This is a genomic window from Geobacillus thermoleovorans, from assembly GCF_001610955.1.
In the GTDB taxonomy this organism is placed as follows: Bacteria; Bacillota; Bacilli; order Bacillales; family Anoxybacillaceae; genus Geobacillus; species Geobacillus thermoleovorans.
The window spans coordinates 1,737,653-1,757,136 of the sequence record NZ_CP014335.1; the positions used below are offsets into that span (position 1 = coordinate 1,737,653).

Sequence of the window (19,484 nt, forward strand, 5' to 3'; positions counted from 1 at the left end):
AATGGAGGATTTACGATGAACAGCGAACAACAACAAACGGTCTTTCTATGTGTATCGTATTTGTTGTCTTACCCGGACGAACAGTGGGCCGAATCGCTTCCTGACTGCCTAGACGCCATCCGCTCGCTTGACGATGAAACCGTCCGTGCGCCGCTTTTGGCAGTGGCCGAACAGCTCGCGGTCACCCCGGCTCGAGAGCGGATGGAGCAATATGTCGAAACATTTGATTTCGGCAAAAAAACGAATTTGTACTTGACGTATATGACAAACGGCGAGCAGCGGGAGCGCGGAATCGAACTCGTCGCCTTAAAAGCGCGCTACGAGGCGGCCGGATTCGCCGTCTCCGATCACGAGCTGCCCGACTACTTGCCGCTCATGCTTGAATGGATGGCCTATGCAGATCAAGAGCATACGACCGCCTTGCTCGCCGATTATGCCGGCCATATCCGCGAAATCGGCGACCGGCTGGCAGCGGCAGGCAGCCCGTATGCACAGCTGTTTGACGCGCTCAATCACACATTCACTCAACTCGGCGTGACGCCGCTCCCGAAAGGAGGTGCAACGGCATGGCCAGCCAATTTCTCTGGGTGATTGTTCCGTATTTGGCGCTTGTCCTATTTGTCGCCGGCCATATTTGGCGCTACCAGCGCGACCAGTTTGGCTGGACATCCAAATCAAGCGAACTGCTCGAAAAACGGCAGTTGCGCCTTGGAAGCCTTCTCTTTCACTGGGGCATTTTGTTCGTGTTTGTCGGCCACGTGATGGGCATTCTCATTCCCGAGCCGTTTTACGAGGCGCTTGGCGTGACAGAAGAGATGTACCACGCCCTCGCCTTGGCAGGCGGCATTCCGGCCGGCTTGGCGGCCTTCGTTGGTTTCGTGATCCTTTTTCGCCGCCGCTTGACGGTCAAGCGCGTACGGACGACAAGCAGCACCGGCGACTGGGTCGCGCTCGGATTTTTGCTTGTCGTGATCGCCAGCGGGTTGTCGTCGACGTTTCTGAACATCGATTCGCACGGGTTTGATTACCGGACGACAATCGGCCCGTGGTTTCGCGGCCTTCTTACGTTCCGTCCGAACCCAGCTTATATGGAAGCGGTGCCGCTTTGGTTTCAGATTCATATTCTCGCTGCATTCGGTTTGTTCGCCGTCTGGCCGTTCACCCGTCTCGTTCACGTATTCAGCTTCCCGCTCCGCTACTTGCAGCGCAGCTACGTCGTCTATCGAAAGCGAATGCCAAAACAAGCAGAGCCGGTCAACCGCGCCAAGTAAGCGAGCGGCGGGCGTCACATCAGGAACCCTAAACTGAACAGGCGGAGGGGGCAAACCGATTGCCTAACAGCCGGCCTGTCAACTTTAACGGCGGCGGGAACGAAACAACGTGCGCTTCCGCATACCCTAACGATCATGCATAACAACCTGCCAACAAATGAACCAATAATAAAAAACAGGATGCCCGTCGTTTGGGGCATCCTGTTTTCCATTTGTTACTTAGTTAATGCGCGCAAACAGCTCCTCTTTCTCCGCATCGGACAACAACCGCTCGGCCATCGGGAAGAGCACGTTCTCCTCTTTCATGAAGTGCTCATCCAAAATATGATACGCCTCAATCACCGCGCCGGCAAGCGTCAACGCCTGCCTGCTGTCGATGTTCTCCGGCAGCTGGGCGGTCTTTTCTAAAAACATGGAAAGGCGCGTTTTCGCCTGTTCGTGTTCGTATTCCATAACGGCGATAGGGCCGGTCGTCCGCCCGATGTACCGAGCCATCATTGGGAACAATACGCCTTCTTCCCGCTCCGAATGCGGATCTAGGGCGGCGACGAACGATTCAACTTTTTCTCTCAAATCAGCGAGCGGCTCACGCCAGTTGCGGTCATTTTCCCCGCGGCCGATCGCCTCCGCTGCGGCAAGCAGCTGCTCCATTTGGGCGCGCAGCGGGCCGTGTTCTTGTTTTAATTGCGCCAGACCGGCGCATAATTTCACCCCTTCAGGGCCGCCCATATGGCAAAATGAATGCATCATCAATTCCTCCTTTTTATGATCCGTCCGTTGTTTCCATTATACTGTGTGCAGCATCTCCATCGTTGTGAGTCATATCACACCGCCGACAGGCAAGCGCAAAAAAAAAACAGCACGCTCGCCCCCATGAGCGACGCGCCGTAGCAAATCCCCGCCGAACCGTGCTCGCCATCTGCTGGAATGAGCTTCGTTTCATGCTCGCCCCGCCCTTTCATATGAAAAATACATCCCCAGTTTTATTATAAGCGGAAAATGTTCGAAAAACTGTGACAAAAAATAAACAGTTTAGCATTTTTGATGAAACACATAATATAAAACATTTAACAAAAAGATGATCTCTTATATAGCAGGTTGGACAATTGATATAAAACAACCCTCAACAGGGCTTATTGTTGAAAATAACGGGCAAGCGTCACAATCATCGCTCCCATCCGCTCATGTTCCGGGGCGATGACGCGATCGACTCCCTCTTCTTCCAATGCTTCTTTTGTCACTTTGCCAACGGCGCAGGCGACGACATCAGTGCGAAACGCCTCAAGCAGCGGTTCGATCTCCTTTTTTTCACGGGCAAACGAAAAGAAAAAACGGACTTGCATCGCCGATGTAAAACAGACGGCATCCACTTTGCGCCCGACGATTTCTTTATACAATGTCGCCAGTGTCTCCTCATCCGGAGCGATATGCCGGTATGGCAACAATTCCGTATACAAAGCGCCTTGTTCAAGAAAAAACTGCTTCAAGGCTGGCGCGGTATCGCCGTACAGCTGTACAACAACGTTTTTTTCCGCAAAGTCGTGCCCATAAAGAGCAGCAATCAACCCTTTCGTCGTCCCGTCCTCGCTTGCGGCCACCGGGGTGACGCCGATTTGTTTCAACGCCGTCACCGTTTTATAGCCGCGGGCAGCCACGTTCGCTTCCTTGATCGTTCGATGCCATTGGGCAGCCATTCCCTCCCGGTCGGCCGCTTCCAACAGCGCCTCAAAGCCGATTCCCGTCGTAAATACGATCCAGTCCGGCCGCATGGCGATGACGGTTCGCATTTCCTCTCCCAGTTCGCTTCCCTTTGAAAAGACGGTCCCTTGCGCTGGACGAATGATGGCCGTTCCTCCTTGCTTTTCAATAAGCGTTGTCATTTCGTCCAGTTTGCGTGACGCGCACAAGGCAATCCGTTTGCCATGCATGTCCCTTCCCCCTTATGGTCAGTCGTTCGTCCTTTCCATTCTAAAAGATGGTCTTTGCCTATGCAACAAAAACCATTCCGCTCCCTGGCACATCGCAACGCGAATGCCGCCTTCATTGGGTATAGCGCCCAGCGCAACAGAACAGACCGCAGGCAGAAACAGCCGACCACCATCAAAAAACACGCGCCCAAAGACGCGTGCCCTCCGTTCAACGAGTATGTACCATGGCCTCTTCTCCCCGACGGTCAAAGGAACCGATGATGCGCGTCGGCTCGACGGAAATGATCCGGTCCAACGGAATGTCCATTAGACGCATTTGCCGGTTGTAAACAAACAGTTTGCGCGTGTCCTGATACAGCTTGACCGGCAGCACGACCGCTTCCCCTTGATAGGTTTTTACACGCACCGGCTGCTTCTCGGCAATCCACGCCGACAGCTGTTCATACCATTCCATTCTGATTGTTCCCCCTTCTCATCCGATCCTACTTATGATTATAAACGGAAAAAGCGGAAAAAAGGGGGAAAGAAAAATCAACAAATTCGACGAAGGGATGACAAACCGTGTCGATAAATGTTCAGCGCACGGAAATGTTCCGTGCGCCTTTGGAGGTGGTCAGCGGTGGATCAACACACGCGCTGCCGTGCGGTCAACGCTTTCACCGATGACGCGGATTTTTAGGCCATAGTTGGGCACGTTCCGGCCGGCGTCGACGGCCCCTTTATTGTCATACGACCGGCTGTCGTCAAACACCGGCGTCGGCGATGTATCGTTGTCGATCAGCTGTGAGCCATTGATTGCCACGCGGAATGGGGCTCCTTTTTGCAGGCTGAACGCCGCATCGTGCACTTGATAGCGAGTCGACGCTGTCGTATTGCCCGACCATTTTAACGTATGCTGGTCGGCATCCACAACGCCAAGAAACCCTTCGCCCGGATGGACGCCCGTCCAGTTGTTGTCATAGCCTTCATCCACATACCAGACGACAAGCCCTGGATCGTACGAAAGAAGCCGGTCGCCGCGCAAAATATGGGCGAGCCCTTCATCGACGCCGCGGTGGTTGCGCCATTCAAGCAAATAATAATGCTTCGAGCGCGCGATGCCGTCGCTTTTCGCAAAACCGTCCAACGCGAAAGCGCTGTCGCCCTCTGCATCGTCTGTGAGCGCGATTGTTCCATCTGCCGTCACTTGAATGTTGTCAACATACCAGCCAGCTTCCGACACCGCCACATCGGTGATGTAATGGAAGCGAAGGTCAATCGTTTGTCCTGCATAGGCCGACAAGTCAAATTCCGCCTTCACCCAGCCGTTTGACGTACCGGTAATGCCGTTGCCCGGGTTTTGCCCGTACGGATTGTCGGTCGTCGTAATGTTTCCTTGAATTGTTGTCCATTCGTTGCTGCCATGCGGTTTTACTTCTACCGCCCCATAATCCCAGTCTTTCTCAATCGCATACCATGTATCAAATGCCAGCGTCGCCTTGGACGCTCTCGTCAAATCGATCGTCGTTGACATCGTATGATCTAAGTTGTTTCCACTGCCGGAGAAATAGGCATACGCACCGCTTGGCGGGGTCGTGATGACCGTTTCTTTGTCCGGCAAGTTGATGCGCACGGCATCGTTGTTCGTCCCTTTCGTGTTCGCTTCATCGAGCACGACTTCAACACCGTTTGGCGTTACTTCGTTCCACTCAACGGTCGTTCCGCTCAGCCAGTTGCTGCCGGGCATGGTCGACTGCAAAAACTGTTTCGCCCAGGCGCTGAAGCCGGTCGGCTCGGTGCCCGGAATGCGTCCCGCCCAACTTCCGCTTGACATAATCGACCAATAGGCAACTGGCTCGCCCAGACCGGAGTAAATCGTATCGTATTCATCCGGCAGCCCTAAATCGTGGCCGTATTCGTGAGCAAACACTCCTGCCGCCCCGTCAGCCGGCTCAATCGTATAATCGTAAGCCGCCAGTTGGCCGCGCCAATACGGCACATCCGTCGTCGTATTCGGAATGCGGTACACCGATCCTAAATTCCAGCGGTGCGACCAAATGGCATCGCCGCCGAGCGAACCGCCGCCCGATTCTTCTCCGACGCTGGAGTGAATGATCATTAAATGGTCAATCAAACCGTCCGGTTCGCGATAATTGCCGTCGCCGTCTAAATCGTAGCGATCCTCTTGGTCAAACTCACGCAAATCAATGGTCGGATCCTGGGCGGCTGCCGCCAGCGCTTCGCGCACAAGCGCCCGTGGATTGACGTCATTGCCATCCGGCGCCGGTACATTTCCGCCATAGTATTTAGCCGGATACTTCGCCTGATACCAGCCTGCCACTTTTCCTTCAATGGAATAGCTGCCGCCTGATTGCTCTTCATAATATTTTTTTACTGAGATAAGCTTCTCGCCATTCGGTCCATCGTAATAGCCGTCATCGCCGCCGAAAATCATATCTTCATAATGTTCGCGTGTATAATCTTTATAATACATATCCGTTTCAGTTGGCTGAATGTTGTTATGCGGAAAGTCCGGATACTCGATGAGCAAAACGAGTACACGGTCGACCCGCTTGCCGCCGTTCCATGGCTCCGGCTTGACGGATGGCACGGAAGCCGTTTTCGATTGTCCGAGCTTTTTCCCTTTCCCGTTCAGCACGCCATTTGTCTGCTGTCCGTCCTGCATCGCCTCGGCGCGCTTTGCCTCTTTATCGTATAATTCTCCTTTTCCCCGCGGCATATGAATCGCCTTTTGCCGCAAATAGTCGCGCACTGCTTGTTCCACCTCAGCAGGAGTCGCATCAGCGCGAAGCTTTCCGCTCCGTTTCAACATTTCCGCCAGCTTTTCCTCATTGGCAATCGCAAAATCGACCGGTCCCCCTTGCTTCACAGCTGGAATGCCGGGGGCGTTAGCCGCTTTCGGCGCTTCCGCCGGAGATGCCCACAGCCCGATGCCGAGCGACAGCGCCGCAACAAGTGATGGAATCGACCGTTTTTTCAAAAATATCCCTCCATATCAAATAAAAGGTTGATAGAAAATATATACAATTAAAATATTATAGAATAATATAAAAAAATAAAGGGTATTTTTTATCAAGAACAAAATAGTTCTTTTTACCTATATTTGTCGAAAAAACGAGATTTATAGCAAAAAAAGGCTATCGATTTCACCTTAACATCCAGACAGTTTTCCAGTTACAATGTAATATATTCGCAGTTTTTGTAGAAATTCTGGTTATGCAGCTTGACGATGGGAAAGAAGGTGCCGCGATGCTGAATATTTTCAAAGACTTTTTGCTCAACTTGTTTTTCATCCTTCTGCCGGTGTTCCTCGTTCCCCTCTGTACGGAGCAGGAGAAGAGACCAAAACGATTCCGCCTTTATTTGCCGACCATTTGTTACGCCGTCGTGATCATGTTATGCATCACCCTCCCGGTCGGAACAGAGAGCGATTTCATCTTCGACTTGCGGCAAATTCCTCTGTGGCTTGGCGGTTTGTACGGCGGAGCGGGGGCGGCGACGGTTTTAGCGTTTACGGCGATCGCCTACCGCTCGCTGTTCGGCGGAGCTGGCGTCTTCGTCACCGTCGTCGTTTCCATCGCCATCGCTGCAACAAGCAGTTTATTGACAAAACGGTTTGTCGAGCTGCCAACCAAACAGCGCACGCTGTTCGCTGCATCGCTCAGCTTCGGCTCTGGCCTATTGACCGTCGCCATAGCGGAGTGGATGGCTGCTGCGGTTTCTCCTCCGCCTTCCGTTGCGCTTATCTTTTTGTTTGTACAGCCCATCAGCATGCTCATCGTTTGTTCGTTTCAGGAAATGGTGCACCATAACATCGCGCTGCGCAAACGAGTGATTCGCGCCGAGAAAATGGAAGCCGTCACCCATTTAGCTGCTTCCATCTCTCATGAAATTCGCAATCCACTCACCGCGGCGCGTGGGTTTATCCAACTGATCGAAGAGCAGCCGCTCGCTGCCGACAAACGCCGCCAGTATGCGCGCATCGCCATTGAGGAGCTTGACCGAGCTGAAGCGATCATCACCGATTACTTGACGTTTGCCAAGCCGGCGCCCGAGACGCCGGAAAAGCTGAACGTGAAGCTCGAAATCGAGCGAGTCATTGACATCCTCCGCCCGCTCGCCAATATGAGCTGCGTCGATATTCAAGCGACGCTTGCCCCATTTTCCGTCATCGGTGAGCGCGAAAAATTCCGTCAATGTTTGCTCAATGTAATGAAAAACGCCATCGAAGCGATGCCTAACGGCGGGACGTTGCAAGTATACGTCTCCATTGACAACGGACGTGTGCTCATCCGCATCGCTGATACCGGCGTTGGCATGACGAAAGAACAGCTCGAACGGCTTGGCGAACCGTATTTTACGACGAAAGGCGTCAAAGGCACGGGGCTCGGAATGATGGTCGTCTACCGCATCATTGAATCGATGAACGGAACGATTCGCATCGAAAGCGAAATACATAAAGGAACGACGGTGTCGATTTATTTGCCGCTCGCACCGTCTCCTTCTTCCTCAACGATTTCTGATAAAGAAAAACAGCTGTTTGCCGCCTTATGATATAGCGAAGACCGGCCGCAAGGGCTCTTGTGAACAAAGGTCAACATATCGATATCCTGTATGCCCAGCCATCAAAGTGCCTTTCTTTTGGTCTGGGCATCTTTTCCTTTAGCCGCCCTTCGCACAGATGAGTAAACTATTTTTGGGTAAAATTCAGGAATAGATCCCCAGTTGCGAACGGATCGCCCTAGTTTAACATCACAGCGGTTTCTGCTACAATACTATCGAAGCGAAACACATCGAGGGAAAAGGAGACAGTTGCATGATTCACGTCAAAACGGAACGGGAAATTCAATTGATGCGCGAGGCGGGGAAACTCTTGGCCGCCTGTCATCAAGAGATCGCTAAACGCATCGGACCGGGCGTCACAACGATGGAAATCGACCGGTTCGTTGAAACGTTTTTGGCCAAATACGGCGCCAAACCGGAACAAAAAGGATACCGCGGCTATCCGTATGCGACATGCGCTTCCATTAACGATGAAATTTGCCACGGGTTTCCGCGCAATGAGCCGCTGAAAGAAGGCGATATCGTCACGATCGATTTTGTCGTCAATTTGCGCGGAGCGCTCGCCGATTCCGCCTGGACGTACGCCATCGGCGACGTCGGCAAAGACGTGCAAAAACTGCTTAACGTCACCGAGCAGTCGCTCTATAAAGGAATCGAGCAAGCCGTTCTCGGCAATCGGATCGGCGACATCGGCCACGCCATTCAAACGTACGTCGAAGCGCACGGCTTTTCCGTCGTACGCGATTTCACCGGACACGGCATCGGCCCGACGATTCACGAAGAACCGTATGTCCCCCACTTCGGTGAAAAAGGAAAAGGGATGCGTTTAAAGGAAGGGATGGTCATCACGATCGAACCGATGGTCAACATGGGGGCATGGCAAAGCAAAATGGATCCGAACGGCTGGACGGCGCGAACGATCGACGGCTCGTATTCAGCGCAATATGAACATACGATCGCCATTACAAAAAACGGGCCGCTCATTTTAACGACGCCGGCGTAACGGTAACCCCCGGACAAAACACTTTGTCCGGGGGTTATCCATAATTCGCCCAAACTTCTTGCTAACCTATCTATCGTCTCTCCGCCTTATTCTTTTTCTTTTGTTTACATAATAAAATTATGGTTGCTAACCTTCGATCACCTTCACATACAACGTCCGCTGGCGCGGACCATCGTATTCACAAAAATACACACCTTGCCAGCGTCCAAGCAGCAGCCGGCCTTCGTGAATAATGACGTGCTGCGACGCGCCAACCGTGCTCGCTTTCATATGAGCGGCCGTGTTTCCTTCCATATGGCGGTCAAGCGGATGCTCCCACGGATACGTTTCATCAAAACGGCGCATCATGTCGCGCTTGACATCTGGATCCGCGTTTTCGTTAATGGTGATGCCAGCCGTTGTATGCGGACAATAAACGACAGCGATCCCTTCCGTCACGTTAGCCTGGCGCACCGTCTCCTCGACGAATGAAGTAATGTCGATCATGTCATCCCGCTTTGCCGTGCGGATTGTAAACGAACGAAGCATACATTCCACCACCTGGGCAAACATTTTGTACTTCGCAAAAAAGGTTTGCTACTCTAAATAATATAATACAAAAAATGGAGTGAGAAATCATTGGCCAAGCGCTATGAAAACTTAGACGGCGTCTCGACGCACAAAACATGGGCCGATTTCCGCCGCTGGCAGCGGGAGCGGAAACAAAAACAAAAAGATTTGTCCTACGTCGTGCCGCATGTTTCACCGCCTCAATACGAGCGGCTTCAGAAGCCGAACGGACGGCCGCAGCTCTGCTGGGTCGGCCATTCGACCTTTGTCGTTCAACTTCATGGCATCACCATCGTCACCGATCCCGTCTGGGCGAATTGGATGGGCGCGGCCAAACGCTTGACGGCTCCTGGTGTTCCGCTTGACAAGATGCCGCCCGTGGACGTTGTGCTCATTTCCCACGGCCACTATGACCATTTGCATTTCGGCAGCCTCCGCCGTTTGCACGGTGACCCGCACATATTCGTGCCCGAGGGGCTCGGCCGCTTGTTCCGCCGCCGCGGCTATCGCCGTGTCACCGAACTGTCATGGTGGGAAACGGCCTCCTTTCACGGCGTATCGCTCACATTTGTTCCCGCCCAACATTGGACGCGGCGAACGCTTTGGGATACGAATACGTCGCACTGGGGCGGGTGGGTCATTGAAGCGGACGACGCACCGACGGTTTATTTTGCTGGCGACAGCGGCTACTTCCGCGGCTTTCGCGACATCGGCGAACGCTTTTCCATCGACTATGCGCTCTTGCCGATCGGCGCGTACGAACCGGAATGGTTCATGGGGCCGCAGCACACCACACCGGAAGAAGCGGTGCAGGCGTTTTTGGACTGCCGCGCCCGGCTGTTTGTGCCGATGCATTACGGGGCGTTCCGCCTCGCGGACGATACGCCGAAAGAAGCGCTCGACCGTCTATGGACCGAGTGGCGGCGGCGCGGGTTGGAAGAGGAGCGCTTGCTTTGCTTGAAGCTCGGCGAGGTGATCGATGCCGCCCAAGCGTTGACGGCCCTTTCCCAATTCGACAATTCGTTCAGCCAAACAAGCGCAATCACCATGGTGAAACAAGCGCGGCAAAAGGAATGAGCGCAACTTTATCCAAAAGAGCAAGCCAGTCCGCGGCTCGCTCTTATTCATTGAATTGGCGGTATACGTACGGCTCCTTCGGTTTGGCCACCCTCTCCCATGACGTCACTTTTACATACGGAAGCGTCATATGAAACGGCTGGTAATACATGGTGGATAGCGTACCTTTCACATGAATCCATTCATCATTTTGAAGCGGCACCGTCTTTGGAAACTGAAGGAGCAGCCCGTACACCCCTGAATCCGCAACACAATGAATGATTCCAAAGCGAAGGAGAAACGCCTCATTGGCGCGCGTCGTTTCCTCACGGTAAACAAACCCGGTGAATTCAATGTCGCGGGCGGCGAATGCACCGGGAAACTGATAAATCGTTTCCATGGCATTTAAATAGTTTTGATCATTCAACTCCAAGCGAGCAAGACGACCGTATTTTTTCAGCTCTTTTTCCATGGCATTTTGATAATCGTCCCGCCCATAATACATGCTCGTATCCGGACGCAAAAACTGCCGCTGGGCAAACGGATCGCTGCCGTCAGCCGCCATCCCAGGAACATGAATCCCTTTCGCCTTTACGACTTCAGAATCCAGCGTCGCAACGGGAAACAAGAAGGCGGAAGCCAGCGGAAAAACAAAAATAAGGTAATTTACCACCCGCTTCCAGCGTGCGGACGGCTCATGATGGTGATGGCCACAGCACTCTTCCCCATGATCACGCGGTTCCTCGTTGCGGCTTGCCAGCACAAATTGCACAATCGTTAAAAAAGCAAACACAAACATCGCACTAAACGAAATATACGAATACCGCATATTAATGTATTTGCTCAACTCTCCAGTAATATATAAATGAAAAAACAAAAACGCAAACCCAAGCAAAATATACATGCGAATCATGCCGCCACCTCCTTGCTAGATCAATAGCGATCCGGCAAACACAAACAACGTGATATAGGAAATCAGTTTCCACACAAACCGGGCTCGGAATGACTGAAACAACATGAGCGTATTTTTCACATCGAGCATCGGCCCGTAAACGAGAAACGCTGCCAGCGCGTGAAACGGAAATGTGCTTTGAAACGACGAGGCGATAAATGCGTCCGCCTCGGAACAGAGCGACAGCACGAAGGCGAGCGCCATCATGACCAAAGAGGCCGCCACTTTCCCATTGCCGATCGCCACAAGCGCCGACGTTTTCACATACGTTTGCATCGCCGAAGCAATGAACGCCCCAATGATCAAATACTTCCCGGTCGCAAAAAATTCATCGATCGTATGGCGCAGGGTGCCAACGATTTTCTCTTTCCAAGTACGGGGCATCATCGGCATCTCGCGCCGTTCATGGCGCAACTCGCTGCCTTCATGCCGAATCGCCATCACGACACCGACAGCGACGGCGACAGCGCAAGCGAACAGCGCCCGACACAATACCATCGTCCAACTGCTTCCGAAAGCGATATACGTCGAAAACAGCACAACCGGATTGATGACGGGCGCCGTTAACATAAACGGCACGGCCGCGTAAAGCGGCACCCCTTTAGCGACGAGCCGCCGAGTGATCGGCACGATGCTGCATTCGCATGAAGGGAAAAACACCCCAAGCAATGTGGCATAAACAATGGCCAAAAGGCGGTTTTTCGGTATCCACCGTTGTACGGCCTCTTCACTGACAAACATTTGAATGACTCCGGAAACAAACACCCCGAGCACAACGAACGGCAATGATTCAATCAATATGCTGATAAAAATCGTATTCAGCTGCAAGAATGTGTTCATCATGGGTTCTCCTCTCATTTACAACCGTTCATTTTATCATGATAAATGACCATTGTCATGAAAATTTGGTAAGAAAAATAGCAAACTCCATAACAAAAAAGGCGCTCCGCCTTTGGCGAAACGCCTCTTCTTCTATTATTCTTCCACTTCTTTTTTCCACAACCCGACCATCAATGCGGTTACGATGGAACCAATCAAAATAGCCAAGATATAAAGCCATGCACTGCCTTTGACGATCGGGATGACGAAAATCCCTCCGTGCGGCGCCGGCAGCCCGATATGGAACCACATCGTCAACGCTCCCGCAACAGCCGATCCGACGATAATCGATGGAATGACCCGCACCGGGTCAGCCGCGGCAAACGGAATCGCCCCTTCGGTAATGAACGAAGCGCCCATGATATAGCACGTTTTTCCGGCTTCCCGCTCGGCTTTCGTGAATTTCTTTTTAAAGAACGTTGTCGCCAGCGCCAATCCGAGCGGCGGCACCATCCCGCCAGCCATAATCGCTGCATGCGGCGCAAAGTTGCCAGCTTCAATCATCGCCAGGCCAAACGTATACGCCGCTTTGTTGATTGGTCCGCCCATATCGACCGCCATCATGCCGCCCAACACCGCGCCAAGCAGCACTAAGTTGGCGGTTCCCATGCCGGAAAGCCAATGTTTCAGCCCTTCATTCAACGCCTTGACAGGATCGATGACCACATACATCATAATGACGCCGGTGAGGAAAATGCCGAATACCGGATAGAGCAGCACCGGTTTAATCCCCTCAAGCGACTGCGGCAAGCGGCTGAACAGTTTGCGCAGCCCGACGACCAAATACCCGGCCAGAAAGCCAGCGATCAATCCGCCCAAGAAACCCGCCCCGCCGTTCGCCGCCAGAAAACCGCCGACCATCCCCGGCGCAAACCCCGGCCGGTCGGCAATGCTCATGGCGATGAATGCAGCCAGCACAGGAACCATTAACGCAAACGCATTGCCGCCGCCAATGTCCATTAACAGTTTGGCAAACGGATGATACGACGGATCTTTCGGATCAAACGCTTTAATGCCGAAGGTGAAGGAAAGCGCAATCAAAATCCCGCCGCCGACGACAAACGGAAGCATATTCGATACACCGTTCATCAAATGCTTGTAAAAACCGGTGCGCGGCTTCGCCGCTCCCGCGCTGCCTCGCGCCGTGCTGCTCGCCCGATAAATCGGTGCATCTTGGCGCAACGCCTGCTCGATCAGCTTCTCCGGCTGACGAATCGCCTGGGCGACTGGCACTTGAATGACGTGTTTGCCGTTGAAGCGGTCCATTTCGACTTGTTTATCGGCTGCGACAATGATCGCCGTTGCCTCTTCAATCTCCTGCGCCGTCAGAGCGTTTTTCACTCCATCGGAGCCGTTTGTCTCGACTTTGATCGCCACCCCCATTTCCGCCGCTTTCGCTTTCAGTGCATCAGCGGCCATATACGTATGAGCGATTCCTGTCGGACAAGCGGTCACCGCCAGCACTTTCCGTCGGCCGCCAGATGGGGCGCCTTGCAGAGACGGTTCTTCCCTTTTGTTCTCTTTCTCTTTGAACAAACGGAGGATCTCCTCTTCATCCGAAGCACGCTCCAACCGGGTGCGGAACGAGGCATCCATCAACAGCGACGATAGTTTCGCCAACGCCTGCAAATGCGTCTGTTCCCCGCCTTCCGGGGCCGCAATCATGAAAAACAAATGGCTTGGCTGGCCGTCCAGCGACTCGTAATCAATCCCGGCGGTCGAACGGCCAAACGCCACCGCCGGGCGCTTGACCGCCGCCGTTTTGGCGTGCGGAATGGCAACGCCATCTCCAACGCCGGTCGTGCTTTGTTGTTCGCGCGCCCAAATCGCTCGTTTGAACGCCTCCACATCGCTGACCGCCCCCGCCTCGGCGAGTTTCGCGGCCAATTCATCAATCACTTCCTCTTTTGTCTTTGCCCGAAGTTCAAGAATCATCGTTTCCTTTGTTAACAAATCCGTGACGTTCATCTGTACGCCCCCCTTGATTTCCTCCTATAAACGCACGACGCGGACGCGGTCGACGAGCGCTTCGACTTCCTCTTTCGTGCATAAATCTTCCGAAAACGCGGTCGCGCTTCCGGCGGCGACACTGTAAGCGAACGCTTCCTCGATCGGTTTTCCGCTCGTATGGGCGGCTAAAAACCCAGCGACCATCGAATCACCCGCCCCGACCGAATTTTTCACCGTTCCTTTTGGCGCTTCGGCAAACAGCGTTGCTTCCCGGCCGAAGTAAAACGCCCCCGCGCCGCCCATCGAGACGATGAGATGCTCTACTCCTCTTTCAACCAACCGGCGGCCATAGAGGATGATGTCTTCTTTCGTCAGCACAGCGGCGCCAAACAGTTCGGCCAGCTCATGGTGGTTCGGCTTGGCAAGAAACGGCCGGCAGGCGAGCAGCGCCTCGAGCGCCGGACCGCTCGTATCGACAACAAGACGAACACGCCGTTTCACCGCTCGAGCCGCCAATCGCTCGTACATGTCCGCCGACAGCGACATCGGCGCGCTTCCGGCGAGCACAAGCACATCACCGGCCGAAAGCGCTCCGATTTTCGCTATCAATTGCGTTGCATCGTCATCGGCAATCATCGGGCCTTCACCGTTAATTTCCGTCTCCCGCCCAGCTTTCAGTTTGACGTTAATGCGCGTTTGCCCTGGGACATGAACAAAATCGCAGGCAATGCCTTCTTTCCGAAGCTCGCTTTCAATGAACCCGCCGGTAAATCCCCCGACAAATCCAAGCGCCGTGCTGTCAACATCCAAACGCTTCAACACGCGCGATACATTGATCCCTTTCCCGCCCGGAAATGTGAACGTTTTCACCGAACGATTCAGTTCACCAACATGCAGCTCATCGAGGTGAACGATATAATCAACAGATGGATTCAACGTGCATGTGTAAATCACGGAGCCACAACCTCTACTGTTGTTTTTGTTCGATACAAATCTTTCCACTCTTCATCCAATTCATCGGTGATCAACACCGCTTCATGCAAATCAGCAATTTTCGCAAACGCGCTTTCATTCAACTTCGAATGGTCAGCAAGCACATACGCGCGTTGCGCCAGCTGCATCGCCGTATATTTCACCAGCGCTTCTTCCGGATCCGGCGTCGTATAACCATAGTCGTAATGAACGCCGTTGGCGCCGATGAAGCATTGGTCAAAGCGATACTGCCGCAGCGACTCGATGGCGCCGCGCCCGATCAACGCCTTCGTTTTCGGCTTGATCATGCCGCCGATCAAATACGTCGCCACATTGTGCTCAAGCAACCGCTCGACATGCATCACGCCGTTCGTGACAACGATGACCTCTTTGTCAGCTAAATGTGGAATCATTTCCCACGTTGTCGTTCCCGCATCTAAATAAATGCAGTTTCCTTTTTGGACCAAACTGGCCGCATACGCGGCAATCCGCCGCTTTTCTTCGATATATTTCAACGACTTTTCCGATACGCTTAACTCTTCGCGCTTCTGCTGCAACAAGGCCGCCCCGCCGTGCACACGGCGCAGTTTCTTTTCGGTTTCAAGCTGCGTCAAATCGCGGCGAATCGTCGACTCCGACGCCCCAGTCGCCTCCACGAGCTCTTGCAGCTTGATGACTCCTTTTTGCGCCAACAGGTCCAAAATGAGGCGGTGACGTTCTTCTGTCAGCACACTCCCACCTCCGATCATCGGGGATATCGCTTACAACTCTATCATATCCCAAGATAGTGAAAAAATCAATCAAAAACATTCATTTTCTATCAATATAAATCAAATAAATAATTCAATCAATCAAAATCGATCAAAATCTCATCCATAAGTAAATGTTCCTCTCTACTCCCAGCACATGAACGTCACAGCCCACCGACGCTTGATTTTTCACAGAAAGGTCCATGGGCAATGGTTTGCCCTCCACCCGGGGATTGAAAATCACCGCTTGCCGGCGCAGGATTTTCACGGAAAGCCAAAAATAAAAACACTTGCCATCGGCAAGTGCCTTCTTTCACTTAATTCAGTTGCTCCATCTCGGCAAGCGGCAAATAATGCTTCCGCACAAACGCGATAAACTTCGCCGCATACACCGGATCAAACTGCGTTCCTGCGCAGCGCTCGATTTCCTCAAGCGCCTCTTCAAACGTTTTCGTCGGCTGGTACGGCCGCTCGGTTGTCATGGCGTCAAACGAATCGATAATACACAAAATGCGGGCCAGTTTCGGGATTTCTTCCCCTTTCAGCCCGTACGGATACCCTTTCCCATCATATCGTTCGTGGTGCAGCTCGACAAGCGGAAGCAAATCATCAAACCGCTTCTCCGCCGCCACAATCTCGCGTCCCCACGTTACGTGCTTTTTAATGATCTCCCATTCATGCTTCTCCAACTTTCCCCGCTTATTTAAAATATCGCGCGGCACTTCAATTTTGCCAATGTCATGGATGAGCGCCCCTAAAATGAGCGTCTGCCGTTCATGGTCGGTCAACTCATCAAGACGGCTGCCAAACTCCAACGCATATTTAAACACCCGTTTGCTATGGCGGTATGTATAGACATCTTTGGAAAGAAAAAATTTCACTTGCTGCTCGAGCGCTTCCAAATCTTGCTTAAACTTAATCTCATCCAAGCACATATTGTGCTTATCATACAGCTGCACGTTGTTTTTCCCTTGCGCCTTGGCGTAATACAGCGCTTGATCGGCGCGATGGATCAATTCCTCGCTTTCGTACATATCTTTTTCCATCTCGGCGATGCCGCACGAAAACGACAGGCAACGATACGGAATATGCTCGACGCCTTCAAAATATGTATCGTTCACTTCTTTGCGCAACCGGTTTAAAAACGCGTACGCGTCTTCTTTCGTCGTGTTGGGCATTAAAATGGCAAACTCTTCTCCGCCATAGCGGGCGACCGTGAAGTTCATCCCTTCGACTGCTTTTTGCAGTAGTTTCCCGAAAAAAGTCAACAAACGATCGCCTTGCAAATGGCCGTTTCGGTCATTGTATTTTTTAAAATCGTCTAGATCAAGGAACGCCAATGCCAACGGCTGTTTAAGCAGTTTGCAGTCGGAAAACTGCTCCTTGAGCGCTTCCTTGAAAAAACCATGGTTGTAAAGACCGGTGAGGTGGTCTTTGTTGGCGCGGTTGGAGACTAGTTGGTATAATTGCAAAAATTTTTTAAAGATAAAAGATAACAATGTCACTAAAATAATCAGTAAGAATAGCCCAAAGTATTTTGCTTCCCATAACAAAATAGCTAAAACTAATGAAAGTAATAGAGTAATAGAATAGCTGACACATGCCTCTTTTAAAATTCCTAGTTCTAGGGCCCCTTTAAAGATTTGACCCACGCAGAGAAAGAAAAGCAATATCAAAATAACATTAATCCCGAAATAAACCAGTAAACTAACTAAATAAGGCAGGAGATTGTAGTAATTTATCTTTCCAATTTCTCCGTGGAAAAACAAAAAGGAATAATAGGCACCTGATATCATCAAACAATACATTGAAAAATTAAATAAATGTCTCCAAAAAGACATTTTTCGTCTGTAAAACAGTTCCACAACACTATAAATAAACAAAACTTTCAGAGTAAAACTAATGCCATATAAAAATAAAATAGCAAGATAAATAGATGAGTCCATTGAGAAAGAATTAGCTTTAGGAGGTGAACTAATCGGAAAAAAATTCAACAAAATAATGGAACCAACTAACATATAAATTAAAACCCAATCCCAAAGGGATTGAGCAAAGAAATCAAGATTAATCCAAAAGCTGGACAAACCTAAAAATGAAATTATGATAATATAAATTTTTTCTGTTTCTTTAAAATTCAACGCCATATATAACCACTCTCATGTGAATAAAATTCGATTAATAAGACTAAAAAGAGACGCAATACATGAAATCATTTTCTTAATCAAGTGTTGAAAACATCTTGAATCAAATCTTGCAGAAAAGCCACAACTATTCAATCAGTCTAAATCCAGAAGTCAATGCCACAATCACCGAACCAAGGATGAACAAATTGATCAATACTTGTTTTACTTTGAATTTCATGTCCTTTTCCCCCTTAAAAATTAGTTTATTGATTCGCAGGAGCGGCCGTTGTTTCTTTCTCAGCATCGTCTGCCCCATGGCGCGGTGCACTGAGCATCAGATGCTGGATGAACAAGAACGCCCCTACGTTCATCACAACGTCGCCGATGCTGATGACTTGTTGGCGCGGGTACGGCGGAGACAGCGGGATGATGTCGCCAAGAAACGGCAGAAGCGTATCCGATGTGATCGCCTGGTGCTTGCCGTACAGACCGGCTTTTAACGCTTCGATGTATTCGCGGCCGAGAAATTGGGCGGCTTCGATCGAGACCGGCATCCGTCCGCCGTTTACGGCCATGACGATAAAGTTAAGCAAGACGCCGGCGAAGATGACCGGAAACCCCGGCTGATGGCGGTTGAGCCACAGAAATGCGAGTCCTGTGATATAGACGAGAAGAAAAATAACGTTGCTCATTTTGGCGATCCACTCGATGCGTTCTTGAAGGAAAAAGACGATAAACTGCACCGCCAACAAGAGCGGAAACAACCAACCGCCGCGCAATTTCATGTTGGCCAACCCTTTCAGGCTTCCGCCGCGAAACCAGCCGATCAACAACGACAAAATGATTCCATCGTAAACCATAATGCTGTCCCCTTGATAAACAGAATTTTCTCTTTTTTCTAAACTACTGTCCTCACTTCTATTTTTACCGTTTTTTTCATTCCATGTAAATAGTCCGTTCGTCCTAACTACAAACAAATTTTGATGAATATCGTTTCCTTCTTTTCGTTTTCGTCATTCTTTGAAACAAGAAACGACAAAAACAGCGTCATGTATATCCATTGAATAGTGAAAAAGAACCTACCCTCAATGGAATGATCCCCCGACTGCGCAAACACTTAGCGGCAGGAGATTCTTGGGCGCGCCTGCCCACAGCCAGCAAGCCATCCTCGTTCATCTCACCGTTCCGCTTCCAAGCTTATGTGGATTGGCTTCACGCGCAAGATAATAAATGGATGGTCCGTCGCAACAATGAATATCCCTCATTCCTTCTGCAAGACAAAGATATTTGATAAACCAACTAAATCCCCCCCAAGCAATAATAAAGATAGCCGTCGTTGATCCGTTCCGTGACGCGGCTGTTTCATGTTCCACTGCTTGACGCTTCCGACCTCACTATGTCCGGCATGGCATAACACACAGACGGCATATCCGTACAAGCTCACTTTATGCGGCACTCCTCTTTCCCTCCTAACGACATCGATTCTAGA

General features: G+C 51.4%; 18 protein-coding genes and 1 pseudogene. 5 read left to right on the top strand and 14 right to left on the bottom strand.

Going from position 1 to position 19,484, the window contains the following annotated elements; translation table 11 throughout:
* The first annotated feature begins 15 nt into the window (after positions 1-15).
* Together narJ and narI are read left to right on the top strand one after the other, a co-directional pair.
* Positions 16-591: a nitrate reductase molybdenum cofactor assembly chaperone gene (narJ, locus tag GT3570_RS08715; RefSeq protein WP_014195921.1), complete on the top strand. Its 576-nt coding sequence runs from the start codon at positions 16-18 to the stop codon at positions 589-591.
* Positions 567-1,271 carry a respiratory nitrate reductase subunit gamma gene (gene narI, locus GT3570_RS08720; protein ID WP_023634577.1) on the top strand — a complete coding sequence of 235 codons (705 nt, stop codon included), beginning with the start codon at positions 567-569 and terminating at the stop codon, positions 1,269-1,271. Before narJ ends, narI begins: the two co-directional genes overlap by 25 nt.
* A gap of 219 nt (positions 1,272-1,490) precedes the next feature.
* Here narI and GT3570_RS08725 read toward each other — a convergent pair whose 3' ends face one another.
* From GT3570_RS08725 to GT3570_RS08745, 5 genes and pseudogenes are all read right to left on the bottom strand, one after another.
* Positions 1,491-2,018: a hemerythrin domain-containing protein gene (locus GT3570_RS08725; RefSeq protein WP_020278823.1), complete on the bottom strand. Its 528-nt coding sequence runs from the start codon at positions 2,016-2,018 to the stop codon at positions 1,491-1,493.
* 113 nt (positions 2,019-2,131) lie between these two features.
* Positions 2,132-2,233 (bottom strand): annotated as a pseudogene (locus GT3570_RS08730) (pyruvate synthase alpha chain); the annotation flags it as partial.
* Positions 2,234-2,404: 171 nt separating this feature from the next.
* Positions 2,405-3,199, bottom strand: a complete 795-nt coding sequence (locus GT3570_RS08735; protein WP_062898636.1) for a uroporphyrinogen-III synthase — start codon at positions 3,197-3,199, stop codon at positions 2,405-2,407.
* A 208-nt stretch (positions 3,200-3,407) separates the two neighbouring features.
* Positions 3,408-3,653 carry a hypothetical protein gene (locus GT3570_RS08740; protein WP_062898637.1) on the bottom strand — a complete coding sequence of 82 codons (246 nt, stop codon included), beginning with the start codon at positions 3,651-3,653 and terminating at the stop codon, positions 3,408-3,410.
* A 159-nt stretch (positions 3,654-3,812) separates the two neighbouring features.
* A complete protein-coding gene (locus GT3570_RS08745) occupies positions 3,813-6,179 on the bottom strand; it encodes an immune inhibitor A domain-containing protein (protein WP_062898638.1) in 2,367 nt (788 codons plus the stop codon).
* A 269-nt stretch (positions 6,180-6,448) separates the two neighbouring features.
* Here GT3570_RS08745 and GT3570_RS08750 point away from each other — a divergent pair, with 269 nt between their 5' ends.
* Positions 6,449-7,753, top strand: coding sequence for an ATP-binding protein (locus GT3570_RS08750; protein ID WP_014195931.1), 1,305 nt, complete (start codon positions 6,449-6,451; stop codon positions 7,751-7,753).
* A gap of 262 nt (positions 7,754-8,015) precedes the next feature.
* Positions 8,016-8,765, top strand: coding sequence for a type I methionyl aminopeptidase (gene map / locus GT3570_RS08755; RefSeq protein WP_033011269.1), 750 nt, complete (start codon positions 8,016-8,018; stop codon positions 8,763-8,765).
* A gap of 126 nt (positions 8,766-8,891) precedes the next feature.
* On the opposite strand, the gene GT3570_RS08760 is transcribed toward map, so the two are convergent.
* Positions 8,892-9,293 (bottom strand): secondary thiamine-phosphate synthase enzyme YjbQ, encoded by a 402-nt coding sequence (locus tag GT3570_RS08760; RefSeq protein WP_014195933.1) that lies wholly within the window; start codon positions 9,291-9,293, stop codon positions 8,892-8,894.
* 90 nt (positions 9,294-9,383) lie between these two features.
* Between GT3570_RS08760 and GT3570_RS08765 the strand changes: the two genes are divergently transcribed.
* A complete protein-coding gene (locus tag GT3570_RS08765; RefSeq protein ID WP_014195934.1) occupies positions 9,384-10,391 on the top strand; it encodes an MBL fold metallo-hydrolase in 1,008 nt (335 codons plus the stop codon).
* 43 nt (positions 10,392-10,434) lie between these two features.
* Here GT3570_RS08765 and GT3570_RS08770 read toward each other — a convergent pair whose 3' ends face one another.
* From GT3570_RS08770 to GT3570_RS18445, 8 genes are all read right to left on the bottom strand, one after another.
* Entirely contained in the window at positions 10,435-11,283 is an 849-nt protein-coding gene (locus tag GT3570_RS08770; RefSeq protein WP_014195935.1) for a TIGR03943 family putative permease subunit, read from the bottom strand.
* Positions 11,284-11,298: 15 nt separating this feature from the next.
* A complete protein-coding gene (locus GT3570_RS08775; RefSeq protein WP_062898639.1) occupies positions 11,299-12,165 on the bottom strand; it encodes a permease in 867 nt (288 codons plus the stop codon).
* Between the two features lie 132 nt (positions 12,166-12,297).
* Positions 12,298-14,169 (bottom strand): PTS fructose transporter subunit IIABC, encoded by a 1,872-nt coding sequence (locus GT3570_RS08780; protein ID WP_020278816.1) that lies wholly within the window; start codon positions 14,167-14,169, stop codon positions 12,298-12,300.
* 24 nt (positions 14,170-14,193) lie between these two features.
* Positions 14,194-15,105, bottom strand: coding sequence for a 1-phosphofructokinase (gene pfkB, locus GT3570_RS08785; protein ID WP_014195938.1), 912 nt, complete (start codon positions 15,103-15,105; stop codon positions 14,194-14,196).
* A complete protein-coding gene (locus GT3570_RS08790; RefSeq protein ID WP_020278815.1) occupies positions 15,102-15,854 on the bottom strand; it encodes a DeoR/GlpR family DNA-binding transcription regulator in 753 nt (250 codons plus the stop codon). The genes pfkB and GT3570_RS08790 overlap by 4 nt, the downstream gene beginning before the upstream one ends.
* Before the next feature lie 335 nt (positions 15,855-16,189).
* Positions 16,190-18,016 (bottom strand): bifunctional diguanylate cyclase/phosphohydrolase, encoded by a 1,827-nt coding sequence (locus GT3570_RS08795; protein ID WP_062898640.1) that lies wholly within the window; start codon positions 18,014-18,016, stop codon positions 16,190-16,192.
* Between the two features lie 242 nt (positions 18,017-18,258).
* On the bottom strand, positions 18,259-18,855 hold the full coding sequence (locus tag GT3570_RS08800) for a DUF5317 domain-containing protein (RefSeq protein ID WP_015374932.1): 597 nt from the start codon (positions 18,853-18,855) through the stop codon (positions 18,259-18,261).
* A gap of 401 nt (positions 18,856-19,256) precedes the next feature.
* Positions 19,257-19,451: a hypothetical protein gene (locus GT3570_RS18445; RefSeq protein WP_023634432.1), complete on the bottom strand. Its 195-nt coding sequence runs from the start codon at positions 19,449-19,451 to the stop codon at positions 19,257-19,259.
* Between the last annotated feature and the right edge of the window lie 33 nt (positions 19,452-19,484).

What these genes read in the sequence shown, in the direction of transcription:
- narJ (WP_014195921.1), top strand. Translation starts at nt 16, where the DNA reads ATGAACAGCGAACAACAACAAACGGTCTTTCTATGTGTATCGTATTTG.
- narI (WP_023634577.1), top strand. Translation starts at nt 567, where the DNA reads ATGGCCAGCCAATTTCTCTGGGTGATTGTTCCGTATTTGGCGCTTGTC.
- GT3570_RS08725 (WP_020278823.1), bottom strand. Translation starts at nt 2,018, where the DNA reads ATGCATTCATTTTGCCATATGGGCGGCCCTGAAGGGGTGAAATTATGC.
- GT3570_RS08735 (WP_062898636.1), bottom strand. Translation starts at nt 3,199, where the DNA reads ATGCATGGCAAACGGATTGCCTTGTGCGCGTCACGCAAACTGGACGAA.
- GT3570_RS08740 (WP_062898637.1), bottom strand. Translation starts at nt 3,653, where the DNA reads ATGGAATGGTATGAACAGCTGTCGGCGTGGATTGCCGAGAAGCAGCCG.
- GT3570_RS08750 (WP_014195931.1), top strand. Translation starts at nt 6,449, where the DNA reads ATGCTGAATATTTTCAAAGACTTTTTGCTCAACTTGTTTTTCATCCTT.
- map (WP_033011269.1), top strand. Translation starts at nt 8,016, where the DNA reads ATGATTCACGTCAAAACGGAACGGGAAATTCAATTGATGCGCGAGGCG.
- GT3570_RS08760 (WP_014195933.1), bottom strand. Translation starts at nt 9,293, where the DNA reads ATGCTTCGTTCGTTTACAATCCGCACGGCAAAGCGGGATGACATGATC.
- GT3570_RS08770 (WP_014195935.1), bottom strand. Translation starts at nt 11,283, where the DNA reads ATGATTCGCATGTATATTTTGCTTGGGTTTGCGTTTTTGTTTTTTCAT.
- GT3570_RS08775 (WP_062898639.1), bottom strand. Translation starts at nt 12,165, where the DNA reads ATGATGAACACATTCTTGCAGCTGAATACGATTTTTATCAGCATATTG.
- GT3570_RS08780 (WP_020278816.1), bottom strand. Translation starts at nt 14,169, where the DNA reads ATGAACGTCACGGATTTGTTAACAAAGGAAACGATGATTCTTGAACTT.
- GT3570_RS08795 (WP_062898640.1), bottom strand. Translation starts at nt 18,016, where the DNA reads ATGGCGTTGAATTTTAAAGAAACAGAAAAAATTTATATTATCATAATT.
- GT3570_RS08800 (WP_015374932.1), bottom strand. Translation starts at nt 18,855, where the DNA reads ATGGTTTACGATGGAATCATTTTGTCGTTGTTGATCGGCTGGTTTCGC.